Raw genomic sequence first — 23,104 nt, 5'->3', positions numbered from 1 at the left:
CTCAGCACGCGTCGCGCATCAGCTCGGCGAGACCGTGGTCCAGGTCCAGCTGGAGGTGCTCCAGGCCGACGGGCACGAGTTCGCTCGTGGCCTCCAGGAACCGGCGGATCTCGCTCGAGCGGACGTGGACGACGGCGGTGCCCTCGGGAGCGTGGAACTCCAGTACCGTGCGGTCGTAGCCGTAGGGCCGCACCCGTACGTCGCCGTGCCCCTCGGCGTTCTTCTGGCCCGCGGCGAGCAGCTCACGGGAGAAGGTCCAGCAGACCTCGACGCCCTCCAGCGTGGCCGGGGCGGGGAAGGTCATGCGGACGGCGAAAGGATCACGCCGGTCGTAGTGCAGCGTCGCGGGAATGCTCGGCATACGCGGCGCGGCGGCGACGAGGCGGGCCTCCACGGGCTGCTCGATGACGATGGACAACGCCTTGCTCCCTTGTGACGGCTGGACGGACACGTCCGGGCGGATGAGGCCGGGCACTGGAAGAGACGACGGAATCAGCCAATCCGTGCACACGAAGTGCGAGTGACCTCTGTCACCGCGTTCATGCACCAGAGTGACGTGGCTCTCCTCGTGTGCCCGGAAGGGCACTTGTGGCACCCGCCGCACCAACCGGGGCGGCCGCTAGGCCATCTGGACGGCACCCGGGCGGTGGGCTAGCTTCCCCGGCCATGAGGCGCATGGGGAGCACGCGACGCACGGGACGAACTCGGGGCAGGGCGACCGCGCTGGCGGTCTGCGCGGCGGCACTGGCGGCCCTGACCGCCGTACCGGCGCAGGCGCAGGGGCCGGAGCGCCGGGCGCCGCACTGGGAACTCAAGGACACCGGCGCCCCGGAGGCACGCTTCCGGGGCCTCGCGGCGGTCAGCCGGAGCACCGCGTGGGTCGCCGGGACCGGGGGCACCGTGCTGCGCACCACCGACGGCGGAGCGACCTGGCGGAACGTCTCGCCGCCCGGCGCGGGGGAGTTGCAGTTCCGGGACGTCGAGGCGTTCGACGCGCGCCGGGCCGTGGTCCTGGCCATCGGCGAGGGCGAGGCGTCCCGCCTCTACCGCACCGACGACGGCGGAGCGACTTGGACGGAGTCCTTCCGCAACACCGACCCGAAGGCCTTCTACGACTGCGTCGCCTTCTTCGACCACCGCCACGGCCTCGCGATGAGCGACCCGGTGAACGGCAAGTTCCGCATCCTGTCGACCGGCGACGGCGGCCGGACCTGGAAGGTGCTGCCGGACCAGGGCATGCCGGCCGCGCAGGAGGGCGAGGCCGGATTCGCGGCGAGCGGCCAGTGCCTGGTGACGTCCGGGCCGAAGGACGTCTGGCTCGCCACCGGCGGGGCGGCCCGCGCGCGGGTGCTGCACTCAGCCGACCGGGGACGCACCTGGACGGCCGCCGACACCCCCCTCCCGGCGGGCGACCCGGCCCGCGGCGTCTTCGCGCTCGCCTTCCGCGACCGCGCCCGCGGTCTCGCCGTCGGCGGCGACTTCCGCCCCGACCAGACCTCACCGCGCGCCGCCGCGCGCACCTCCGACGGCGGCCGCACCTGGCGCCCGGCCGCCACCTCCCCGCCCGCCTACCGCTCCGGCGTCGCCTGGCTCCCGCACAGCCGCACCGCCGCCCTGGCCGTGGGCCCCACGGGCACCGACCTCACCACGGACGCCGGACGAACCTGGCGGACCGTCGACACGGGCTCCTACGACACCGTCGACTGCACCCCGGACCACGGGTGCTGGGCCGCGGGCGAGAAGGGCCGGGTTGCCCGCCTGGAGCACTGAGCATGCGGGGTGCCCTGATCGTTGGCAGTGTGGGTACTCGTTCACTGATCGTGAAAGGAAGTGAGCGAGAATGCCACGCGGTTCGAGCTCCAAGCGGGAGCGTCAGTACGAGCACATCAAGGAAAGCGCGGAGGACCGGGGCGAAAGCACCGGCCGCGCCAAGGAGATCGCCGCTCGGACGGTGAACAAGGAACGCGCCCGCTCCGGCGAGTCGAAGACGGCCAGCCGCACCTCCACCAAGGACATGTCCTCCGGCAAGCGGGGCGGGCAGCGGTCGGGGCAGGGCTCCCAGGGGCCCACGTACGACCAGCTGTACCAGGAGGCCAAGCGCCGTGGTGTCGAAGGCCGTTCCAGCATGAACAAGAGCCAGTTGCAGCGCGCACTGGGCAAGTGAGGCCGATGCCTCAGAGGGTCTCCCGGTAGGCCTCCAGCGCGGGTGCCGTCTTCGTCGCCGTGAACTCGGTGACGCGGTAGGCGCACACGCCCGCGGTGACGAACGGGTCCTCCGCGGTGATCTCCTCGATCCGCGCGCGATCCCCCGCGACGGCGATGATCACCCCGCCGTCGCGGGGGTTCTTGCGCCCGGACGCGAGGAAGACCCCCTGCCGGTACTGCTCGTCGAGCCAGACCACATGCTCTTCGAGCACGGCGTCGACGGCTTCCAGCGGGGCGGTGTAGGTCAGTTCCAGCACGAACATGATCGGCAGCGTACCCCCGGGCGCCCGTCAGGCCGCCGGGCGGCCGTAGGCTCTGAGCACCATGACGACCGTACGCATCCCCGAGGGCTGGCCCACCACCGAGGAGCAGGCCCGCGCCGTCCAGGACGCACTGCGCGCACGCGTGATCCTCGACGAACCCGGACCGCCGCCCGGCACGGGACACGTGACGGGGGTCGACGTCGCGTACGACGACGAACGGGACGCCGTCGCGGCCGCGGCGGTGGTGCTCGACGCGTCGAGTCTCGACGTGGTAGCGGAGGCCACCGCGGTGGGCCGGATCTCCTTTCCCTACGTGCCGGGGCTGCTCGCCTTCCGCGAGCTCCCCACGGTCCTCGCCGCCCTCACCGCCCTGCCCTGCCCGCCCGGCCTGGTGGTCTGCGACGGCTACGGCCTCGCCCACCCTCGCCGCTTCGGCCTCGCCAGCCACCTCGGCGTCCTGACCGGCCTGCCCACGATCGGCGTCGCCAAGAACCCGTTCACCTTCACCCACGACGACCCGGACACCCCGCGCGGCAGCACCTCGCCGCTGCTCGCCGGGTCCGAGGAGGTCGGCCGGGCCCTTCGCACCCGGGACGCCGTCAAGCCGGTCTTCGTCTCCGTGGGCCATCGGGTGACACTGGACCAGGCCTGCGCGCACACCCTCGCGCTGACCCCCGCCTACCGCCTCCCGGAGACCACCCGCCGGGCGGACGCGCTGTGCCGCGAGGCGCTGCGGGAGGCGGGCCCCGCCTGACGGACCGCACGCCCCCGGCGGTGAGGCGAGCGGCACGATCTGAGTACCGGGGCTGAGTACCCGTACGGATGCCCGGCCGCGGCCCCGGCGGCAGGCTGGGGCGCATGACAACGCACCGCGCCCCCAAGCCCGTCGCCGGCCCGACCCAGAGCGTCGAGCGGGCCGTCACCATAGGTCTGATCCTCGCCGTGCTGGCGGGGCTCGGCTGGATCGCCGGGATGATCTACACCCTCGCCGAGTGGCCGCTGTAGGACCTCAGCGGGCGGCCGCGACACGGAAGCGGATGCCCGCCGCGCGCAGCCGGTCGATCAGCGCGTTGCCCATCGCCACGGCCGTGGTCACCTGGCCCGCCGTGCCGGGAAGGTCGTCCAGGGCCAGGCACAGTGCCGACTCGGCGAGCATCTTGGCCGTCTCGTCGTAACCGGGATCGCCGCCCGAGACCTCCGTGTACACCCGCCTGCCGCCGCCTTCACCCACGAAACGCACGGAGAACCAGCTCTTCGCCCGCTTCTCGGCGCTCGGTCCGTCGCCGGGCTTGAGCCGGTCCGACAGCCAGCGCCGCGCGGGCGGCACCTGGGCCGCCGCGACCATAGCGCCGACGGCCGCCACCCCGCCCACCGCGACGGGCAGATGCCGCACGGCCGCGTACTGCCGGTAGCGGAAGTCGGGCCCGTACCGGTCGAGGGCCGCCGCCGAGCGCCGCACGATCTGCGGGTCGATGGTCGGCATCGGCAGCGCCCACGCACCGACCTCCTTGGCGAACCGCGGCGCGCCGAGCGGCGCCGACACCCGCCGGCCCACCAGCCGCGGCTCGTGCCGCCGCCGGTCCCGTACGGCCGCCGCCATCTCCCGCTGCCGCGCGAACTGGTTGAGGGCCGAGGCGAAGGTCCCGCCGGAGAACGCAGCGTCGGCGGTCACGAAACCCTCGATGTCCAGCGGCACGTCCTTCGGCAGTTGCTGCACGGTGAAGTACGCGCCCAGGTCGTGCGGGATCGAGTCGAACCCGGCGGCGTGCACCAGCCGCGCCCCGGTCTCCCGCGCGCGTGCGTCGTGCCGGACGTACATCAGGTCCACGAACTCGGGTTCGCCGGACAGGTCCAGGTAGTCGGTGCCGGTCTCGGCGCAGGCGGCGACGAGCTCCTCGCCGTACGTCACGTACGGGCCGACCGTCGTCGCCACCACGCGCGCACGCTCCGCGAGGGCGCGCAGCGAGGCCGGGTCGCGGACGTCCGCCCGCTCCACCCCCACCTCGGCGTCGGCGGGCAGCCGTTCCCTCAGCCGCTCCAGCTTCTCGGCGTTGCGGCCCGCGATCGCCCAGCGTAGTCCCTCGGGCGCGTGCGCGGCCAGGTACCGCGCGGTGAGCGCCCCGGCGAAACTGGTCGCTCCGAAGAGCACGATGTCGTACGGACGGTCCGTCCTGCTTTGCCTGCTCATGACACCCCTCGGTCGTGCAGCCCGTGCCGCTGTCGGTGGCCGAGGCTAGCGTGAGAGGTGCGGAGCCCGACGACGAGCCCGGAGGACGACGATGGCCGTGCCCAGGAATGCCCTGAAGAAGTGGGAGAAAGTGCGCGCGTTCGCGCTGGGGCTGCCGGATGCCGTCGAGGAGTTCCCCTGGGGCGAGTCCGTCGCGAAGGTCAACAAGAAGGTGTTCGTCTTCCTCGGGGTCCAGGACGGCAGTTACCCCCTGGGGGTGACGGTGAAGCTCACGGACGAGACGGCGCACGCGCACGCGCTGGCCTGTCCCGGCACCGAGCCCGCCGGATACGGCCTGGGCAAGGCGGGCTGGGTGAGCATCCCCCTGGAGCGGCAGGGCGCCCCGACCGCGGAGGTGCTCTGCGACTGGGTGGAGGAGAGCTACCGGGTGATCGCCCCGAAGCGGCTGATAGTCGAGCTGGACGGGGGCTGACCTCGTCCGGCAGATTGCTAAGCGCTTGCTCGTTCAGGTCTTGTGCCGAGTGGAACACGTTCTTAGCATCACTGGTGTTACATCAGATGTGTCACAGCACTGGGGGCTGGATGACCACGGCAAGGACGCCAGGACACGGCCCGCTCACCGGCGTGCGCGTGGTCGAGCTGGCGGGTATCGGGCCCGGCCCCTTCGCCGCCATGCTCCTGGCCGACCTCGGGGCCGACGTGGTGCGCGTGGACCGCCCGGGCGGCCCCGTACTCGCGATCGATCCGGCGTACGACGTCACCAATCGCAACAAGCGCTCGGTGGTCGTCGACCTGAAGGCCCCGGACGGCCCGGACCAGGTGCTCGGCCTCGCCGCCCGCGCCGACGTCCTCGTCGAGGGCTACCGGCCCGGCGTCGCCGAACGCCTCGGCGTCGGACCCGAGGCCTGCCTCGCCCGCAACCCGCGCCTCGTCTACGGCCGGATGACCGGCTGGGGCCAGGACGGCCCGCTCGCCCAGCGCGCCGGACACGACATCGCGTACATCGCCCCCACCGGCACCCTCGGCATGATCGGCCGTCCGGACGAGCCGCCGGCCGCCCCCGCCAACCTCCTCGGCGACTACGCGGGCGGCTCCCTGTACCTGGTCGTCGGCGTCCTCGCCGCCCTCCACCACGCGCGCGCGAGCGGCACCGGCCAGGTCGTGGACGCCGCGATCGTCGACGGCACCGCCCATCTCGCCACGATGATCCACGGCATGCTCGCCGCCGGTGGCTGGCAGGACCGCCGCGGCGCCAACCTCCTGGACGGCGGCTGCCCCTACTACGGCACGTACGAGACGGCAGACGGCCGCTACATGGCCGTCGGCGCCCTGGAGCCGCAGTTCTACGCGGAGTTCCTCGCCCTCCTCGGCCTCGGCGACCGCACCGGGGCCCGCAAGGACGTCGCCCGCTGGGACGAACTGCGCGAAGAGGTCGCCGCCCGCTTCAAGAGCCGCACCAGGGACGAGTGGACGGCCGTCTTCGACGGTACCGACGCGTGCGTGGCGCCCGTGCTGTCGCTGCGCGAGGCCCCGCATCACCCGCACCTGGCCGCCCGCGGCACCTTCACCGACCACGGCGGCATCACCCAGCCCGCCCCGGCCCCCCGCTTCTCCGCGACCCCGACCTCCGTCCGCACCGGCCCGGCCCGGCCGGGCGCCGACACCGCGGACGTCGCCCGGGACTGGGACGTCCCCGGGCTGCTCCCGTCGTCCCGCAACCCTCAGTGAAAGGCCTCCTCGTGAGCACCGAAGCGTACGTGTACGACGCGATCCGCACCCCGCGCGGGCGCGGCAAGGCAGGCGGCGCCCTGCACGGCACCAAGCCCATCGACCTGGTCGTCGGACTCATCCACGAGATCCGCGCCCGCTTCCCCGACCTCGACCCGGCCGCCGTCGACGACATCGTGCTCGGCGTCGTCGGCCCGGTCGGCGACCAGGGCTCCGACATCGCGCGGATCGCGGCGATCGCGGCCGGACTGCCCGACACGGTGGCCGGTGTGCAGGAGAACCGCTTCTGTGCCTCGGGCCTGGAGGCCGTCAACCTGGCCGCCGCGAAGGTCCGTTCCGGCTGGGAGGACCTCGTCCTGGCGGGCGGCGTCGAGTCGATGTCCCGGGTGCCGATGGCCTCCGACGGCGGCGCCTGGTTCAACGACCCGATGACCAACCTCCAGGTCAACTTCGTACCGCAGGGCATCGGCGCCGACCTCATCGCCACCATCGAGGGCTTCTCCCGGCGCGACGTCGACGAGTACGCCGCCCTCTCCCAGGAGCGGGCCGCAACCGCCATGAAGGACGGCCGCTTCGACAGGTCCGTCGTCCCGGTGAAGGACCGCAGCGGCCTGGTCGTCCTCGACCACGACGAGTTCCCGCGCCCGGGCACCACCGCCGACTCCCTCGCCAAGCTGAAGCCGTCCTTCGCGGACATCGGCGAACTCGGCGGCTTCGACGCGGTGGCCCTCCAGCAGTACCACTGGGTGGAGAAGATCGACCACGTCCACCACGCGGGCAACTCCTCCGGCATCGTCGACGGCGCCTCGCTCGTCGCGATCGGCTCCAAGGAGGTCGGCGAGCGCTACGGCCTCACGCCGCGCGCGCGGATCGTCTCCGCCGCCGTCTCCGGCTCCGAACCCACCATCATGCTCACCGGCCCCGCCCCCGCCACCCGCAAGGCCCTCGCCAAGGCCGGACTGACCATCGACGACATCGACCTCGTCGAGATCAACGAGGCGTTCGCGGCGGTCGTGCTGCGCTTCGTACGGGACATGGGCCTGTCCCTGGACAAGGTCAACGTCAACGGCGGCGCGATCGCGCTCGGCCATCCCCTCGGCGCCACCGGCGCGATGATCCTCGGCACCCTCGTCGACGAACTCGAGCGCCAGGACAAGCGCTACGGCCTCGCCACGCTGTGCGTCGGCGGCGGCATGGGCGTCGCCACCATCGTCGAGCGCATCTGACCCCCTCCCGACGGATCACACGGAGCACCTCCACATGAGCACTGAGCCCACCACCATCCGCTGGGAACAGGACCGCACCGGCCTCGTCACCCTCGTCATCGACGACCCGAACCAGTCCGCGAACACCATGAACCAGGCGTTCCGCGACTCGCTCGCCGCCGTCACCGACCGCCTGGAGGCCGAGAAGGACTCCATCCGGGGTGTCATCATCACCTCCGCGAAGAAGACCTTCTTCGCCGGCGGCGACCTGCGCGACCTCATCCGCGTCACGCCCGAGACGGCCCAGGAGCTGTTCGACGGCGGCATGGCGATCAAGCGGAACCTGCGCCGCATCGAGACCCTCGGCAAGCCGGTCGTCGCCGCCCTCAACGGCGCGGCCCTCGGCGGCGGTTACGAGATCGCCCTGGCCTGCCACCACCGCGTCGCCCTCGACGCGCCCGGCTCCAAGATCGGCTGCCCCGAGGTCACCCTCGGCCTGCTCCCCGGAGGCGGCGGCGTCGTCCGCACCGTCCGCATGCTGGGAATCGCCGACGCCCTGCTGAAGGTCCTCCTCCAGGGCACCCAGTACAGCCCGCGCCGCGCCCTGGAGAACGGCCTCGTCGACGACGTGGCCGCCACCCAGGAGGAACTGCTCGCCAAGGCCCGCGCCTTCATCGACGCCAACCCCGAGTCACAGCAGCCCTGGGACAAGCCCGGCTACCGGATCCCGGGCGGCACACCGGCCAACCCCAAGTTCGCCGCGAACCTGCCCGCCTTCCCGGCCAGCCTGCGCAAGCAGACGAACGGCGCCCCCTACCCGGCGCCGCGCAACATCCTCGCCGCCGCCGTCGAGGGCTCCCAGGTCGACTTCGAGACCGCCCAGGTCATCGAAGCCCGCTACTTCGTGGACCTCGCGGCCGGCCAGACGTCGAAGAACATGATCCAGGCCTTCTTCTTCGACCTCCAGGCCGTCAACTCCGGCGCCAACCGCCCCCAGGGCATCGAGCCCCGCAAGGTCCGCAAGGTCGCCGTCCTCGGCGCCGGCATGATGGGCGCGGGCATCGCCTACTCCTGCGCCCGCGCCGGCATCGACGTCGTCCTGAAGGACGTCTCCCTGGAGGCGGCCCTCAAGGGCAAGGCCTACTCCGAGAAACTGTGCGCCAAGGCCGTCGCCAAGGCCGTCGCCAAGGGCCGCACGACCCAGGAGAAGGCCGACGCGCTGCTCGGCCGCGTCACGCCCACCGCCGAGGTCCAGGACCTGGCCGGCTGCGACGCCGTCATCGAGGCGGTCTTCGAGGACACGTCCCTCAAGCACAAGGTGTTCCAGGAGATCCAGCACGTCGTCGCGCCCGACGCGCTGCTGTGCTCCAACACCTCCACCCTGCCCATCACGGCGCTCGCCGAGGGCGTGGAGCGCCAGGGCGACTTCATCGGCCTGCACTTCTTCTCGCCCGTCGACAAGATGCCGCTCGTCGAGATCATCAAGGGCGAGCGCACCGGCGAGGAGGCACTGGCCCGCGCCTTCGACCTGGTCCGTCAGATCAACAAGACACCGATCGTCGTCAACGACTCGCGCGGCTTCTTCACCTCCCGGGTCATCGGCCACTTCATCAACGAGGGCGTCGCCATGGTCGGCGAGGGCATCGAGCCCGCCTCGGTCGAACAGGCCGCCGCCCAGGCCGGCTACCCGGCCAAGGTGCTGTCGCTGATGGACGAGCTGACGCTGACGCTGCCCCGCAAGATCCGGGCCGAGTCGAAGCGGGCGGTCGAGGAGGCGGGCGGCACCTGGACGGCCCACCCGGCCGAGGCCGTCATCGACCGCATGGTCGACGAGTTCGGCCGCACGGGCCGCAGCGGTGGCGCCGGCTTCTACGACTACGGCGACGACGGCAAGCGCACCCGCATCTGGCCCGGACTGCGCGAGCACTTCACCAAGCCGGGGCACCGGATCCCGTTCCGGGACATGCAGGAACGCATGCTGTTCTCCGAGGCGCTGGACACCGTCCGGCTGCTGGAGGAGGGCGTGCTGACCTCGGTCGCCGACGCCAACATCGGCTCCATCTTCGGCATCGGCTTCCCCGGCTGGACCGGCGGCGTGCTCCAGTACATCAACGGCTACGAGGGCGGCCTGCCCGGCTTCGTGGCACGCGCGCGTGAACTCGCCGAGCAGTACGGGGAGCGCTTCGCCCCGCCCGCCCTGCTGGTGGAGAAGGCGGAGAAGGGGGAGCGGTTCGGCGACTCAGCCCGCGTCTGAGCCGCCGGAGCCCGAAGGCCCGGTGAGCCACTGGCCCAGCTCCTCCTTCAGTGACCGCTGGAAGGCGGTGAGGAGCGCCTGCACCACCAGAGGGTGCATGTGCGCCGACAGGGACCGCACGTCCCGCGCGTCACGCTCCGCCACCTCACCGCGGAAGAGCTGGGACAGCTCCCGGGCCGCGGCGCGGGCGTGTTCGATGAGAACCGTGCGCGCCGCGAAGATCGCATCCTGGGAGAGCGGCACGTCCAGCAGCCCGGCGCCGAGCCGGAGCAGACCGAGGTCGGCCTCGTACCCGCCGTCCGCGGGCCGGACCACGCCCATGGCGACGAGCCGCTCGACGTCCTCGTCGCCCAGCGGCCGTCCGGCCCGCCGCTCCAGCTCCGCGCGCGTCACCGACTCGACGGACTCCGGGGCCCAGGAGGCCACCACGGCCCGGTGGATGGCGAGGTCGTGCGCGCTCAGATCCGGCGGCAGCTGCCGCAGGTAGCGCTCGATGCCGGCCAGCGTCATGCCCTGCTGCTGCAACTCCTCGATCAAGGCCAGCCGGGCCAGATGCTCGCGCCCGTACTGCCCCACCCGCCGGGGACCGAGCACCGGCGGGGGCAGCAGCCCCTTCGTGCCGTAGAAACGGACCGTGCGCACCGTGACACCGGCCCGGGCGGCCAACTCGTCGATCGTGAGGGTCGGCTCCTCGGTGTCGGTCGTCATGTGCAGCAGTATCGCTGTCTCACCAGTGCTGTGAAACCTCCGGCGCCGAACGTGAAGGCCGTGTGAGAAGTAGCGCTCTGTGACGTGTGCCATCGCGTGAGCCGCGCAGGGCGGGGGAAGGTGGCCCCTTGGTCTGTGCCCTGACAGAGGGCCCAGGCCTTATGTACGTCCGGAAGCCGAGCGTGACCCGCTCGGGCGCACCAGAGAGTGGATCCACCGTGAGCAAGGACGCCGTGAACACGGCTGCGGCCACGCCGCGTACCGATGCGGCCGCAGTGCCCGCGGACGCGGGCGACGCCGGCTACAGCAAGGACCTCAAGGCCCGCCACGTCAACATGATCGCCATCGGGGGCGCGATCGGCACCGGACTCTTCCTGGGCGCGGGCGGCCGCCTCCACAACGCGGGCCCGGCCCTGGCGATCGCCTACCTGGTCTGCGGCATCTTCGCCTTCTTCGTGGTCCGCGCCCTCGGCGAGCTCGTGCTCTACCGCCCCTCGTCGGGCTCCTTCGTGTCGTACGCGCGCGAGTTCCTCGGCGAGAAGGGCGCGTACGTCGCCGGCTGGATGTACTTCCTGAACTGGTCGACCACCGGCATCGCGGACATCACCGCGATCGCGCTCTACACGCACTACTGGAGCCTGTTCACCGACATCCCGCAGTGGGTGCTCGCGCTGGTCGCCCTCGCGGTGGTGCTGGCCGTGAACCTGATCTCGGTGAAGTACTTCGGCGAGATGGAGTTCTGGTTCGCGATCATCAAGGTCGCGACGCTCGTCGGCTTCATGTTCGTCGGCATCTTCCTGCTCGCCACGCAGCACGAGGTGGGCGGCCAGACGCCCGGCCTGGGCGTCATCACCGACAACGGCGGCGTCTTCCCGCACGGCATGATGCCCGTGGTCCTGGTCATGCAGGGCGTGATCTTCGCGTACGCCGCACTGGAGCTGGTCGGTGTCGCCGCGGGCGAGACCGCCGAGCCCGAGAAGGTCGTCCCGCGCGCGGTGAACTCGATCATGTGGCGCGTCGGCCTCTTCTACGTCGGCTCGGTCGTCCTGTTGGCCCTGCTCCTGCCGGGTTCGCTCTACTCGGCCGACCAGAGCCCCTTCGTCACGGTGCTGTCAAAGATCGGCGTCCCGGCCGCGGGTGACGTGATGAACCTGGTCGTCCTGACGGCCGCCATGTCCTCCCTGAACTCCGGCCTGTACTCCACGGGCCGCATCCTGCGCTCCATGGCGATGGCGGGCTCCGCCCCCAAGTTCACCGCCCGGATGAACCGCAGCCAGGTCCCCTACGGCGGCATCCTGCTGACCTGCGGGGTGTGCGTGCTCGGTGTCGGCCTGAACTTCCTCGTGCCGGCCCAGGCCTTCGAGATCGTGCTGAACGTGGCCTCCCTCGGCATCATCAGCACCTGGGTGATCATCATGATCTGCCACCTGGTCTTCGTCCGCCGCGCCAAGGCCGGCCAGGTCACCCGCCCCTCCTTCCGTCTCCCCGCCAGCCCGGTCACGGAGATCGCCACGATCGTCTTCCTGCTGGCCTGCCTCGGCATGATGTGGAAGGACCCCGAGGTCGGCCGCAAGACCCTCCTGCTCATCCCGCTGATCGCGGCCATGCTGGTCGCGGGCTGGTTCGGCGTCCGCCGCCGGGTCTCGCGGACGGCGGACCAGGAGCTGTCGCAGCTGACGAAGTAGCAGGCCGGGGCCACTGTCAGTGGCAGGGCCTACGGTGGCGTCATGCCGGGGATCAGATACGTCCGGGGTGACGCCACCGCTCCGTCGGTGAAGGGCGTCAAGGTCATCGTCCATGTCTGCAACGACCTCGGGGGCTGGGGCAAGGGCTTCGTCCTGGCGCTGTCGCGCCGCTGGCCCGAACCGGAGGCGGCGTACCGGGCCTGGCACCGAGGCCGCGCGACGAACGACTTCGGGCTCGGCGCGGTGCAGTTCGTCCAGGTCGAGCCGTACGTGTGGGTGGCCAACATGATCGGCCAGCGCGGCACCAGGACCGGCAGCAAGGGCGTCCCCGTCCGCTACGAGGCGATCGACACGGCGCTGGAGACGGTGGCCGAAAGGGCCGGCGAACTGGGCGCGACCGTCCACATGCCCCGCATCGGCTGCGGTCTCGCCGGCGGCAAGTGGTCCCGGATCGAGCCGCTGGTCGAGGAGCGGCTGGTCCGGCGGGGGATACAGGTGACGGTGTACGACCACGGGGAGTGACCCTCCGCCCGGACCGTCGGCTCAGCCCTGGCTGTCGAAGGCCCGCACCAGACAGCCGGCGAGGTCCCGCGCGAGGGAGCCGTCGGGGTCCAGCCGGGGATTGAAGATCGCGACGGTGAGACCGACGGCACCGCCGCCTGACAACGCCGTGCGCAGGACGGTCTCCAGTTCCTGCCAGGTCAGTCCGTCCGGCTGCCGGTAGTCGACGGCGGGCATGACCGCGTCGTCCAGCACGTCGACGTCGAGATGGACCCAGTACCCGGCGCCAGCCCGGTCCTCGTCCAGCAGCCGGACGGCGCGCCGGGCCGCCTCGGCCGCCCCCAGCGCGCGCACGACGTCCAGCTCCATCGCGTGCAGTGCGGACGGCAGCGGCTGCATCCCGTACGCCGCGGACTCCTCCGCGTCCCGGAACCCCAGCGCGACGACGTCCTCGTCCCGCACGAGCGGGCCCCGGCCCTCCAGGTCGGCCAGCACGCGCGGGCCGCGCCCGGTGGCCAGGGCGAGTTCCATGGAGGCCACCTCGCCGGCCGGCTCCGCCGACGGCTGGTAGAAGTCGCTGTGCCCGTCGAGGAAGATCAGTCCGTGCCGGTCACGGCGGCGCAGCGCGAGCAGGGTGCCGAGCAGCACACTGCAGTCACCGCCGAGCACGACGGGGAACCGTCCCTGGCCGAGGACCTCGCCCACGGCGTCGGCCAGCGCCACGGAGTACGCGGCGATGCCGCCCCCGTTCAGGACCCCGGTCTCCGGATCCCGCTCGGGGTCGTACGGCGGCGGCTCCACCCGCCCCGCCCGCGCCGCCCCGAGCCCTTCGGCCAGCCCGGCCCCGAGCAGCGCGCCCGGCAGTTCCTCCACACCGGTCGGACGCAGCCCGAGGACGGACGGTGCCTCGACGATCACGACATCCCGCACGTCCGGCTCCTCGGTCAGCCCGACAACGCCGCCGGACCGACAGGCCCGGCGCACGGACCCACCGTAGTCCGAGGGCAGGACGCAAGCGCGCCCGCGCGTGCGATGCGCGACACGGCGGAGCTGGTGCCGGGGCGCCGCGCCACCCGGTGCGTCGGCCGGGGGCTGTGGTACGCACACCCGCTCCGCCCCGGCCGCACGCACACCCACGAGCCGAGCGCCCTGTCAGCCCGGGCTGTTCGACGCGAGCGGGGCCGGGACCCGTCGAGCGGGCCCGGCCGTCTGCGGCAGTGCGCCGCACCGCCCGCACCGCCCGCACCGCCCGCGGCCCCGCGGCAGCGGTCCGCCGGGCGCGAACGAGGCCGGGTCCGGGGGGCTGGGTGGGACGGGGCTCGGGCGGCTCGTGGAACAGGCCGCTCGGCGTCGCGCGACCCGGCGCCGCCCCGGCGCCGGAAACCCGCCTGACCCGGACCCGTTCCGTCAGCGTCCGTGCTCGTGCCCGCGCTCATGCTCCGCGTGGCCGTGTCCGTGCACCCCGTTCGTAGAAGCGATCCTCTTCCACGACCTGGGCTGCGCGACGCCCTTCGCCGACTTGGCGACCGCCGCGGCGCGAGCCGCCGGCACACCCGGCTTCGACGGCTCGAACAGCCAGGTGTCGAAGAGCGCGGCCAAGGGCTTGCCCGAGACCTCCTCCGCGTACCGCCGGAAGTCCGCCACCGACGCGTTGCCGTGAGCGTACTTCGAGGGCCAGCCCTTCAGGACGGCGAAGAAGGCCTCGTCGCCGACGGCGTTGCGCAGCGCCTGCACGGCCAGCGCGCCCCGGTCGTAGACCGCGGTGTGGAACTGGTTGTCCGGGCCGGGATCCCCGGGCTTCACCGTCCAGAACGGGTCGTCGGCGGGATGCGAGGCGTACACGTAGTCGGCGAGCTCCTGCGCCGTGCCCTCGCCCTCGTGCTCGGACCACAGCCACTGCGCGTAGCGGGCGAACCCCTCGTTGATCCAGATGTCCTTCCAGCCCTTGAGCGACACCTCGTCGCCGTACCACTGGTGGGCCAGCTCATGGACGACGACGGACACGTTCGACCCGTTCGCGAACTGCCGCGGGCTGTAGAACGGCCGGGTCTGAGTCTCCAGCGCGTACCCGGTGTTCGTGTTCGGCACGTACCCGCCGAGCGCGTTGTAGGGGTACGGCCCGAAGTACCCGGCCAGCCAGTCCGCGATCTCCCCGGTCCGTTCGATGCTCGCCCGCGCCGCGCCGGCGTGCTCGCCCAAGTCCTTGCTGTAGGCGTTGAGGACGGGAATGCCGTTCTCGGTCGTGCCGGTCGTGATGTCGAACTTCCCGACCGCCAGCGTGGCCAGGTACGTGGTCTGCGGTTTGCTGGACCGCCAGTTCCACCGGGTCCAGCCGAGGCGTGAACTCGTCGACTGGAGCGTGCCGTTGGAGATGGCCTGGGTGCCGTCCGGGACCAGCACGGACACGTCGTAGGTCGCCTTGTCGAGGGGGTGGTCGTTGCTCGGGAACCACCACGCCGCCGCCTCGGGCTCGTTCGCCGCGACGCCCCCGTCAGGCGTGCGGTGCCAGCTGGTGAAACCGTAGGCCTGTTTCGACGACGGCACCCCGCGGTAGCGCACGACGACCGTGACGGACGTGCCCTTGGCGAGCGGGCTCTTCGGGGTGATCACCAGCTCGTGCTCGCCCGAGGTCCGGAACGACGCGGTCGCGCCGTTGACGCGCACCTCGTCGACGTCCAGCAGGAAGTCCAGGTCGAAGCTCGACAGGTCCTGCGTGGTGCGGGCCACGAGGGTCGCCGTACCCTCCAGTTCGTCCGTGGCCGGCTGGTACTTCAGCCGGAGGTCGTAGTGGGAGACGTCGTATCCGCCGTTGCCATGGGCCGGGTAGTAGGGGTCGCCGATACCCGGCGCGCCGGGGGAGTGGGGGGCCGCCGATGCCGGGATCGCCAGCAGGAGAACGGCCGCTGCCAGGGCTCCCGGCGCGATGATTCTGCGGTGCACGCAAGGCTCCAAGTCGTAGGGTCCCGAGGTGTTCCGGAGTCTGTGAGGAGCCTATTGACTCCCTGTGCCCCTGATCATGTCCATGGCCCCTGCTGTCACACGATCGCCATTCGGCCGACATGAGACACCCGCCCCAAAGGCTCGTCCCGGACACGCCGGACCGTCAGCTGCCCTCTTCTGAACAGGAGTTCACCGATGTAGCGTCCGGCGCATGCCGAAACGCACGCGCTTCACGACCTGGAGACCGCTCGCGACGGCGGCCACCGCCGCCCTCTTGGCCACCCTGCTCACCCCGGTGGCCGCACAGGCCGCCCCCCGCGGGAGCGAACCCGTGTACTCGTACGGGAACGCCATCCGCGAGGCCGTCTGGGTGGACACCGGACTCGACGGCGACCGGGACGGAAAGACCGACCGGGTCGCCGTCGACATCGTCCGCCCCCGCGAAACCGCCCGGCAGGGCCGCAAGGTCCCCGTCATCATGGACGCCAGCCCGTACTACTCCTGCTGCGGGCGGGGCAACGAGAGCCAGAAGAAGACGTACGACGCGCAGGGCCGTGTCGCACAGATGCCGCTGTACTACGACAACTACTTCGTCCCGCGCGGTTACGCCTTCGTCGGCGTGGACCTGGCCGGAACCAATCGATCCGACGGCTGCGTCGACGTCGGCGGCCGCTCCGACGTCCAGTCCGCGAAAGCGGTCGTCGACTGGCTGAACGGCCGTGCCAAGGCCTACACGAGCCGCACCGGCACCACCCGCGCCCAGGCGGGCTGGACCAACGGCCGCACCGGCATGATCGGCAAGAGCTGGGACGGCACCATCGCCAACGGCGTCGCCGCGACCGGCGTCAAGGGCCTGAAGACCATCGTCCCGATCAGTGCCATCTCCTCCTGGTACGACTACTACTTCCAGCAGGGCGCCCCCCTCTACGACTCCGGCCCCGAGTGGCTGTCGGACTACGTCGACAGCCCCGACGCCCGCGCCAAGTGCGGTGCCGTCCAGCAGAAGCTCGTCGACGGGGCCCCGCGCACCGGCGACTGGACCCCGCTGTGGAGCGAGCGCGACTACGTGAAGGCCGCGCGCAAGGTGAAGGCCAGCGTCTTCCTGGTCCATGGCATGCAGGACCTCAACGTCCGCATGAAGCACGTCGGCCAGTGGTGGGACGCCCTCGCGAAGAACGGCGTCGACCGCAAGATCTGGCTGTCGCAGACCGGCCACGTCGACCCCTTCGACTTCCGGCGCGCCACGTGGGTCGAGACGCTGCACCGCTGGTTCGACCACGAACTCATGGGCTACGACAACGGCATCGACCGCGAGCCCATGGCCGACATCGAGCGCGCCCCCGATCAGTGGGCGACCTCCGCGGTCTGGCCGCCGAGCGGCACCCGGGCCACCACCCTGCGCCCCGGCCCGGGCACCCGGCCCGGCGTCGGCACCCTCGGACTGCACCGCGGCCACGGCACCGAGAACTTCACCGACGACCCGGCGCGGAGCGAGATCGACTGGGCCGCGCAGATCGACCAGCCGACACCGGAGAAGGCCGGGTTCGTCACCGGGCCGCTCACCCGCGACCTGCGTCTGTCCGGCTCCTCCGAGGTCACCGTCACCGCGACGCCCTCCACCCCGACGGCCCACCTCTCCGCCGTCCTCGTGGACATCGGCCCCGCCACCATCCGCGACTACGCCGACGGGGGCGAGGGCATCACCACCCTCACGGACCGCACCTGCTGGGGCGCGAGCACCGCCGGCGACAGCTCCTGCTTCAAGGGGACGAAGGCGAAGACCACCGACGTGGACTACACGGTCGTCAGCCGCGGCTGGGCCGACCTCGGCAACCACGCCTCCGACCACAAGGGCTCCCCGCTCACCCCGGGCAAGCGGTACACGATCACCCTCGACCTCGCGGCGACCGACCACGTCGTCCCGAAGGGCCACCGCCTGGCACTGATCGTCGCGGGCACCGACAAGGACCTCATCGACCCTCCCGCGGACACGCCCGAGCTGACCCTCGACCTGTCCCGCAGCTCGGCGCGCGTCCCCTTCGTCGGCGGAGCCACCGCCTTCGCCCGCGCCACCACGGGCCCCGCGTACGCCACCCCCGACGCCACCGTCCTGGACGGCGTACGGGAGCCGCGCACCGCGCACCGCGTCCCGGAGGCAAGCCAGTGACCCGAGCCGCCACCCGCGTCCGCGCCCTGATCCTGACCACCGCGGCCCTCACGGCCTCCCTGGCCGCCGCACCGGCCCACGCGGCCACCGGCTCCCCGCCGCGCACCGGCTTCGAGCAGTCGAACGGCGCCCGCTGGACCACCCAGCCCGAGGAGCAGGACTTCCTGGAGGCCGTCGACCGGTCCGGTGGCCGCGTCTCCATGACCCGCATCGGGACGACGAAGCAGGACCGCCCGCTCCACCTGCTGCGGATCGGCAACCGCCCGAGCCCCAGCAAGGTGCTGCTCGTCTGCAGCCAGCACGGCGACGAACCCTCCGGCCGCGAGGCCTGCCTGACCACCGTCCGCGACCTCGCGTACGCCCGCGACAGCCGCACCCGGCGCTTCCTGGACCGCACCACCGTCCTGGTCGTGCCCACCGCCAACCCCGACGGCCGGGCGGCCGACACCCGGGGCAACAGCGACGGCGTCGACATCAACCGCGACCACCTCGCCCTGAAGACCGCCGAGGCCCGCGCCCTGGCCGCCGTCATCCGCGACCAGCGCCCCGACATCGTCTACGACCTGCACGAGTACGGCGCCACACCCCGGTTCTACGACAAGGACCTCTTCGACCTGTGGCCGCGCAACCTCAACACCCACGAGGCGGTCCACGACGAGGCGCGGACCCTCTCCGAGGCGTACGTCCGCCCCGCCGCCCGGCGGGCCGGCCACTCGACGGCACCTACGGCATCTGGACCGATCCGGAGACCGGTGAGCCGGTCAAACAGGTCGCCGGGGACGGACAGGAGCGCATCCTGCGCAACATGTCCGGGGTGAAGCACTCCGTCGGGCTGCTCATCGAGAGCCGCGTGGACCCGCTCACCGACGCGGAGAAGGCGGACGAAGCCCTGAACAACCGCCGCCGGGTCACCTCCCAACTGGCCGCCCTCAAGGGTCAGTTCGACTACACCGACCAGCGCCGCGGCCGCATCGGGACGGCGACGGACAGGGCCCGGCTCGCGGGCTACGCCGCCACCGGCCCGGTCTACGTCGGCGGCGCCGACAACGAGCCGCCCGAACCGGCCGACATCATCGAGAACCCGCCCTGCGGCTACCGCCTCACCGCCGCCCAGTACGCCGAGGTGGGCGACGAACTCGCACTGCACGGGGTGCGCGTGCGCCGGGACGCCGAGGGCGTGCTCGTCCCCCTGCGCCAGCCCCTGCGGGCACTGGTGCCCCTGCTGCTCGACGACCGGGCCGAGTACCACCTGACCGGAGGTTCATCCGAAACCGCATGCTGAGAGGGGTGAAATTCCGCCACACGTGGTAGCAGCGTTTACGGAGGGCCTACGTCCTCCCCAGCTGTCCCGATGAAAGGTGCCGCCTGTGACGCAAGAACGACCAAGCGACAAGGACTCCCCGGAGGGAGCCGCGCTGCCGGGGTCGGAAGCGGGCCTGCCCGGTCAGGACCGGCCGCGGACCGACCGCATCGTCTTCGGCGTCACGGCGGCGCTCACCCTCGCCTTCGTGGTCTGGGGCGCGGCGGCGACCGACTCGCTCGAAGACGTCTCCACCAGCATGCTCGGCGGGCTGCTCCACAACGGCGGCTGGGCTTTCATGCTCGCGGCCTCCGGCTTCGTCGTCTTCGCCCTCTGGCTCGCGATCAGCCGCTACGGCCGTATCCACCTGGGTGCGGAGGGCGAGGAGCCCGAGTTCCGCACGGTGTCCTGGGTCGCGATGATGTTCAGCGCGGGCATGGGCATCGGCCTGATGTTCTACGGCGTGAGCGAGCCGCTGTCGCACTACGGCACGCCCCCGCCGGGCACGAACCCGGCCGACTCCGGCGAACGCATGGAGACGGCCATGGCCACCACCCTGTTCCACTGGACGCTCCACCCCTGGGCGATCTACGCCGTGGTGGGCCTCGCCATCGCCTACAGCACCTTCCGCAGGCGGCGCCGGCAGACCATCAGCGCCGTCTTCACCCCGCTGATCGGCAAGAAGAACGCCAACGGTGGCGTCGGGCGGGCCATCGACATCCTCGCGATCATCGCGACCGTCTTCGGCTCGGCCGCCTCCCTGGGACTCGGCGCGCTCCAGATCGGCTCCGGTGTGCAGGAGCTGAAGTGGATGGACAAGGTGAGCACCGGGCTGCTCGTCACGATCATCGCGGTGCTGACCCTGGCCTTCGTCGCGTCCGCGATCTCCGGTGTGGAGAAGGGCATCCAGTGGCTGTCCAACACCAACATGGTGCTGGCACTGGTGCTCGCCCTGTTCGTGTTCGTGGCCGGCCCGACCATCATCGTCCTGGACCTGCTGCCCACGTCCGTCTTCGCCTACCTCGGCGACCTGCCCCAGCTGGCCGGCCGGACCGAGGCGAGCGGTGGCGAGGGCGTCGCCGACTGGCTGGGCAGCTGGACGGTCTTCTACTGGGCGTGGTGGATCTCCTGGACGCCGTTCGTCGGCATGTTCATCGCCCGTATCAGCCGGGGCCGCACGATCCGCCAGTTCGTCGGTGGTGTCATCCTCGTGCCCAGCACGGTCAGCCTGATCTGGTTCGCGGTCTTCGGCGGCTCGGCGATGAAGATGCAGGAGCAGGGGCAGCTCGGCAAGGAGGCGACCCCGGAGGGCCAGCTCTTCGGCGTGCTCCAGCAGTTCCCCATCGCCACGGCCACGAGCCTGCTCGTGATGGTCCTCGTCGGCATCTTCTTCGTCTCGGGCGCCGACGCGGCCTCCATCGTCATGGGCACCCTGTCCCAGAAGGGCGCGCTCGAACCGGGCCGGTTCGTGGTGGTGTTCTGGGGCGTGGTGACCGGTGCGGTGGCCGCGATCATGCTCCTGGTCGGCAGCGGCCAGGGCGACGCGCTGACCGGTCTGCAGAACCTCACGATCCTCGCGGCGGCGCCGTTCGTCGTCGTGATGATCTTCATGTGCGTCGCCCTCATGCGCGACCTGCGCCGCGATCCGGTGATCGTGCGTGAGCAGATGGGCTCGGAGGCCGTCGAGATGGCCGTCATGGAAGGCCACAAGAAGTACGACGGCGAGTTCGAGTTCCAGGTCGGCCCGGGCCGCGGTCCGGACACCGAGGGAGACCCGATCGGCAAGCACTGATCCGTGAGGCGGGGGTGGCCCGGGTTCCGCGGTCCGGGGCGCCCCCGCTTTCGGGTTCCGCGGCCCGGGCCGCTCTCGCGGTTCGGGCGGAGGTGCGCGCCGTCAGCCGGAGACCAGCCGGGCCGCCTCCTCCGCACACCCCCAGGCCACGGTGACGCCCGCGCCGCCGTGACCGTAGTTGTGCACCAGGAGCCGGCCGTCCGGCAGGGCCGCGCGCTCCAGGCGGACCGCCGGCCGGGTGGGCCGCAGCCCGACCCGGTGCCCCAGCACCCGGGCCCCGGCGATCTCCGGCCGCAGGGCCGCACAGCGGCGGACGATCGCCTCGGCCGTCGCGGGGTCGGGCTCCAGCGACCACACGTCCTCCTCGGACGTCCCGCCGAGGACGAGCCCGCCCGGCTGCGGGAACAGGTACGTGTGCTCCCCGGCCGCGTCGGTGGAGACCAGCCAGGTGTCGATCCCCGGGTTCTCCACGACGACCAGTTGCCCGCGCACGGGCCGTACGGAGGGATCCGGCACGAGGTCCCGCGCGGCGAGTCCCGTGCAGTTGACCACGACCGGGGCGTCCACCTCCGCGAAGGCGGACACCGTACGTGTCTCGAGCACCCCGCCCGCCGCCACGAACCGCTCCCGCAGCCACGGCAGATGAGCCGGCATGTCGATCAGCGGCAGCCGGGCCCGGACGCCCGTCCCCGCGTACTCCCGGGCCGTGGCCGCCCGCAGCCCCGGCACCCGCCCCGCCAGCCACCCCTCGGCCTCGTCGAGACGGGTCTCGCCCTGTACCCCTTCGACCATGCGTACGCCGGTGAGCTCGGGCCGCGCCGCCAGGTCCTCGTACACCTCCAGCGACCGCAGCGCCCACACGCGCGCCGCCGCGACCGGCTCGATCCGGTACGGCCACCACAGCGCGCCCGCAACGGCTGAGGTGGTCGCCTCGACGGCGTCCCGCGTCCACACCCGTACCCGTCGGCCCTGCTCCGTGAGAACCAGCGCGGTCGTCAGCCCCGCCACCCCGCCGCCGACCACCACGATCTCGCCACTCGCCTCGCTCCGCATGCCCGGACCGTAGCGGAATCTGTCATGCCGTGCTCACATCACCCGCAGTGTGGGGATACTCACCGTATGTGTGCCGAGTACGCGACCTTCGGCCTGGCACCCGCGATGCGGGCCGGGGGAGTCCTCAACGACGGTGGTTACCAGGTTCACCGGGACTTCGTGGACTTCATCGTCGACGGACGCCCCCTGCTGTTCCAGCTCTCCGACCTCGACGCGGTCTCCCCGCTCGCCTCCGACGTCCCACCCGCGATCTTCACCGCGCAGGTCCGCAGCCTGCTCCTGGAGAGCGCGGCCCCGTTACCGGGCGGCCGGTACGTCGTCTACGGCTGCCCCGAGTGCGAGGACCTGGCCTGCGGTGCCGTCACCGCGGTCATCCGGAGCGACGGCGAGGACTTCATCTGGCAGGACTTCGCCTGGCAGACCGACGAACACGCCGACCTGGAGCGCAACGGCTACCACGGCATCGGCCCGTTCCGCTTCCGCGGCGCCGAGTACCGGACGGCGCTCGGCGCCCTGCTCAACGGCTCCGGGCCCGACCCCCGGCGCCGCGTCCTGCTGATCGGCGCCCGCGTCGCCGCCCTCGCCAAACTCGCCGCGGCCCTGCGCACCATCGGCGTCGGCGCCGACATCGCCCACGACGCCCACCGCGTGTCTCCGGACGAACTGCGCGGTTACGGCGCCGTCGCCTTCGCTCACGCGGCGGGCGAGCAGGAACGTGCCGCCGTCCGGCGCGCCTTCGAAAACGCCGGGGCCACGGTCGCCTACGTCGACGGCCTCGCCCCGATCGTCCCGCTCCTCGTCGCCCAGATCGAACACGCCCTGGACCGCAGCCCCGTCGCGCAGCGCCGCCTCACCGGCCTCACCGCCACCGACGGCGGGGCGGACCTGGAGGTCACCTCCGCCTGCCGCGTCACCCTCACCGCCTACCGCCTCGACCGGTTCTCCCGCACCCACCTCCACGAGATCTTCGACGGCGTCCTCCCGGCGGGCCGCCACCGCGTCGCCCTCGACGCGAAAGCGGTCAGGGGCCAGGCGTTCGTCGTGGCGCGCACCTCCGGAAGCGTCCTGGTGACGGCCGTGAACCACTGAGCGGCCCGGCCGTTAGGATCGGCGCT

20 protein-coding genes and 1 pseudogene are annotated in these 23,104 nt (G+C 72.1%); 14 read left to right on the top strand and 7 right to left on the bottom strand.

All coding sequences use genetic code 11. The features are described from left to right. Position 1: 1 nt before the first annotated feature. Positions 2 to 418, bottom strand: coding sequence for an SsgA family sporulation/cell division regulator (locus ACFY9E_RS02530; RefSeq protein WP_031135075.1), 417 nt, complete (start codon positions 416 to 418; stop codon positions 2 to 4). A 257-nt stretch (positions 419 to 675) separates the two neighbouring features. Here ACFY9E_RS02530 and ACFY9E_RS02525 point away from each other — a divergent pair, with 257 nt between their 5' ends. After that, positions 676 to 1,770, top strand: a complete 1,095-nt coding sequence (locus tag ACFY9E_RS02525; RefSeq protein ID WP_390978594.1) for a WD40/YVTN/BNR-like repeat-containing protein — start codon at positions 676 to 678, stop codon at positions 1,768 to 1,770. A gap of 70 nt (positions 1,771 to 1,840) precedes the next feature. After that, entirely contained in the window at positions 1,841 to 2,164 is a 324-nt protein-coding gene (locus ACFY9E_RS02520; RefSeq protein ID WP_390978592.1) for a plasmid stabilization protein, read from the top strand. A 10-nt stretch (positions 2,165 to 2,174) separates the two neighbouring features. Here the strand turns inward: ACFY9E_RS02520 and ACFY9E_RS02515 are convergent, their stop codons facing one another. Then, positions 2,175 to 2,468 (bottom strand): YciI family protein, encoded by a 294-nt coding sequence (locus ACFY9E_RS02515; protein ID WP_107453970.1) that lies wholly within the window; start codon positions 2,466 to 2,468, stop codon positions 2,175 to 2,177. A gap of 61 nt (positions 2,469 to 2,529) precedes the next feature. On the opposite strand from ACFY9E_RS02515, the gene ACFY9E_RS02510 reads away from it, so the two are divergent. Further along, positions 2,530 to 3,222 carry an endonuclease V gene (locus tag ACFY9E_RS02510; RefSeq protein ID WP_390978590.1) on the top strand — a complete coding sequence of 231 codons (693 nt, stop codon included), beginning with the start codon at positions 2,530 to 2,532 and terminating at the stop codon, positions 3,220 to 3,222. A 104-nt stretch (positions 3,223 to 3,326) separates the two neighbouring features. Then, complete coding sequence (gene mmpA / locus ACFY9E_RS02505; RefSeq protein ID WP_390978588.1) at positions 3,327 to 3,473, top strand: morphogenic membrane protein MmpA; 147 nt, start codon at positions 3,327 to 3,329, stop codon at positions 3,471 to 3,473. A gap of 4 nt (positions 3,474 to 3,477) precedes the next feature. Here mmpA and ACFY9E_RS02500 read toward each other — a convergent pair whose 3' ends face one another. After that, positions 3,478 to 4,656: a saccharopine dehydrogenase NADP-binding domain-containing protein gene (locus ACFY9E_RS02500; RefSeq protein ID WP_390978586.1), complete on the bottom strand. Its 1,179-nt coding sequence runs from the start codon at positions 4,654 to 4,656 to the stop codon at positions 3,478 to 3,480. Positions 4,657 to 4,747: 91 nt separating this feature from the next. Here ACFY9E_RS02500 and ACFY9E_RS02495 point away from each other — a divergent pair, with 91 nt between their 5' ends. The 4 genes from ACFY9E_RS02495 (at position 4,748) to ACFY9E_RS02480 (ending at position 9,843) form a co-directional block, all read left to right on the top strand. Next, positions 4,748 to 5,128 carry an MmcQ/YjbR family DNA-binding protein gene (locus tag ACFY9E_RS02495; RefSeq protein ID WP_390978584.1) on the top strand — a complete coding sequence of 127 codons (381 nt, stop codon included), beginning with the start codon at positions 4,748 to 4,750 and terminating at the stop codon, positions 5,126 to 5,128. A 110-nt stretch (positions 5,129 to 5,238) separates the two neighbouring features. Beyond that, the gene (locus tag ACFY9E_RS02490) at positions 5,239 to 6,384 is read left to right on the top strand and encodes a CoA transferase (protein WP_390978582.1); all 1,146 of its coding nucleotides are present in this window, start codon (positions 5,239 to 5,241) and stop codon (positions 6,382 to 6,384) included. Positions 6,385 to 6,395: 11 nt separating this feature from the next. Next, entirely contained in the window at positions 6,396 to 7,610 is a 1,215-nt protein-coding gene (locus ACFY9E_RS02485) for an acetyl-CoA C-acetyltransferase (RefSeq protein WP_390978580.1), read from the top strand. A gap of 34 nt (positions 7,611 to 7,644) precedes the next feature. Then, positions 7,645 to 9,843 carry a 3-hydroxyacyl-CoA dehydrogenase NAD-binding domain-containing protein gene (locus ACFY9E_RS02480; protein ID WP_390978578.1) on the top strand — a complete coding sequence of 733 codons (2,199 nt, stop codon included), beginning with the start codon at positions 7,645 to 7,647 and terminating at the stop codon, positions 9,841 to 9,843. Here ACFY9E_RS02480 and ACFY9E_RS02475 read toward each other — a convergent pair. Then, positions 9,829 to 10,551: a MerR family transcriptional regulator gene (locus ACFY9E_RS02475; protein WP_390978576.1), complete on the bottom strand. Its 723-nt coding sequence runs from the start codon at positions 10,549 to 10,551 to the stop codon at positions 9,829 to 9,831. The two genes, ACFY9E_RS02480 and ACFY9E_RS02475, sit on opposite strands and share 15 nt — an antisense overlap. 218 nt (positions 10,552 to 10,769) lie before the next feature. Here ACFY9E_RS02475 and ACFY9E_RS02470 point away from each other — a divergent pair, with 218 nt between their 5' ends. Both ACFY9E_RS02470 and ACFY9E_RS02465 read left to right on the top strand, forming a co-directional pair. Then, positions 10,770 to 12,236, top strand: a complete 1,467-nt coding sequence (locus ACFY9E_RS02470; RefSeq protein WP_390978574.1) for an amino acid permease — start codon at positions 10,770 to 10,772, stop codon at positions 12,234 to 12,236. 42 nt (positions 12,237 to 12,278) lie between these two features. Continuing rightward, positions 12,279 to 12,758, top strand: coding sequence for a macro domain-containing protein (locus tag ACFY9E_RS02465; RefSeq protein WP_390978572.1), 480 nt, complete (start codon positions 12,279 to 12,281; stop codon positions 12,756 to 12,758). Between the two features lie 21 nt (positions 12,759 to 12,779). On the opposite strand, the gene ACFY9E_RS02460 is transcribed toward ACFY9E_RS02465, so the two are convergent. Together ACFY9E_RS02460 and ACFY9E_RS02455 are read right to left on the bottom strand one after the other, a co-directional pair. Continuing rightward, positions 12,780 to 13,667 (bottom strand): arginase family protein, encoded by an 888-nt coding sequence (locus tag ACFY9E_RS02460; RefSeq protein WP_390978570.1) that lies wholly within the window; start codon positions 13,665 to 13,667, stop codon positions 12,780 to 12,782. A 477-nt stretch (positions 13,668 to 14,144) separates the two neighbouring features. Further along, positions 14,145 to 15,677: a M1 family aminopeptidase gene (locus ACFY9E_RS02455; RefSeq protein ID WP_390978568.1), complete on the bottom strand. Its 1,533-nt coding sequence runs from the start codon at positions 15,675 to 15,677 to the stop codon at positions 14,145 to 14,147. A 211-nt stretch (positions 15,678 to 15,888) separates the two neighbouring features. Between ACFY9E_RS02455 and ACFY9E_RS02450 the strand changes: the two genes are divergently transcribed. From ACFY9E_RS02450 to ACFY9E_RS02440, 3 genes and pseudogenes are all read left to right on the top strand, one after another. Continuing rightward, positions 15,889 to 17,844, top strand: coding sequence for a Xaa-Pro dipeptidyl-peptidase (locus ACFY9E_RS02450; protein WP_390978566.1), 1,956 nt, complete (start codon positions 15,889 to 15,891; stop codon positions 17,842 to 17,844). Next, positions 17,841 to 19,126: pseudogene (locus ACFY9E_RS02445) on the top strand (M14 family metallocarboxypeptidase). The gene ACFY9E_RS02450 and the pseudogene ACFY9E_RS02445 overlap by 4 nt, the downstream one beginning before the upstream one ends. 85 nt (positions 19,127 to 19,211) lie before the next feature. After that, on the top strand, positions 19,212 to 20,936 hold the full coding sequence (locus ACFY9E_RS02440) for a BCCT family transporter (RefSeq protein WP_390978564.1): 1,725 nt from the start codon (positions 19,212 to 19,214) through the stop codon (positions 20,934 to 20,936). Between the two features lie 102 nt (positions 20,937 to 21,038). On the opposite strand, the gene ACFY9E_RS02435 is transcribed toward ACFY9E_RS02440, so the two are convergent. Then, positions 21,039 to 21,989 (bottom strand): FAD-dependent oxidoreductase, encoded by a 951-nt coding sequence (locus ACFY9E_RS02435; protein WP_390978562.1) that lies wholly within the window; start codon positions 21,987 to 21,989, stop codon positions 21,039 to 21,041. A gap of 66 nt (positions 21,990 to 22,055) precedes the next feature. Between ACFY9E_RS02435 and ACFY9E_RS02430 the strand changes: the two genes are divergently transcribed. Beyond that, the gene (locus ACFY9E_RS02430) at positions 22,056 to 23,078 is read left to right on the top strand and encodes an oxidoreductase (RefSeq protein WP_390978560.1); all 1,023 of its coding nucleotides are present in this window, start codon (positions 22,056 to 22,058) and stop codon (positions 23,076 to 23,078) included. Positions 23,079 to 23,104: the final 26 nt, after the last annotated feature.

The organism is Streptomyces sp. NPDC012466, from assembly GCF_042955215.1.
Lineage (GTDB): Bacteria > Actinomycetota > Actinomycetes > Streptomycetales > Streptomycetaceae > Streptomyces.
Note: the sequence above shows the minus strand (reverse complement) of the source record. Positions and strands in the feature narration are given on the sequence as shown.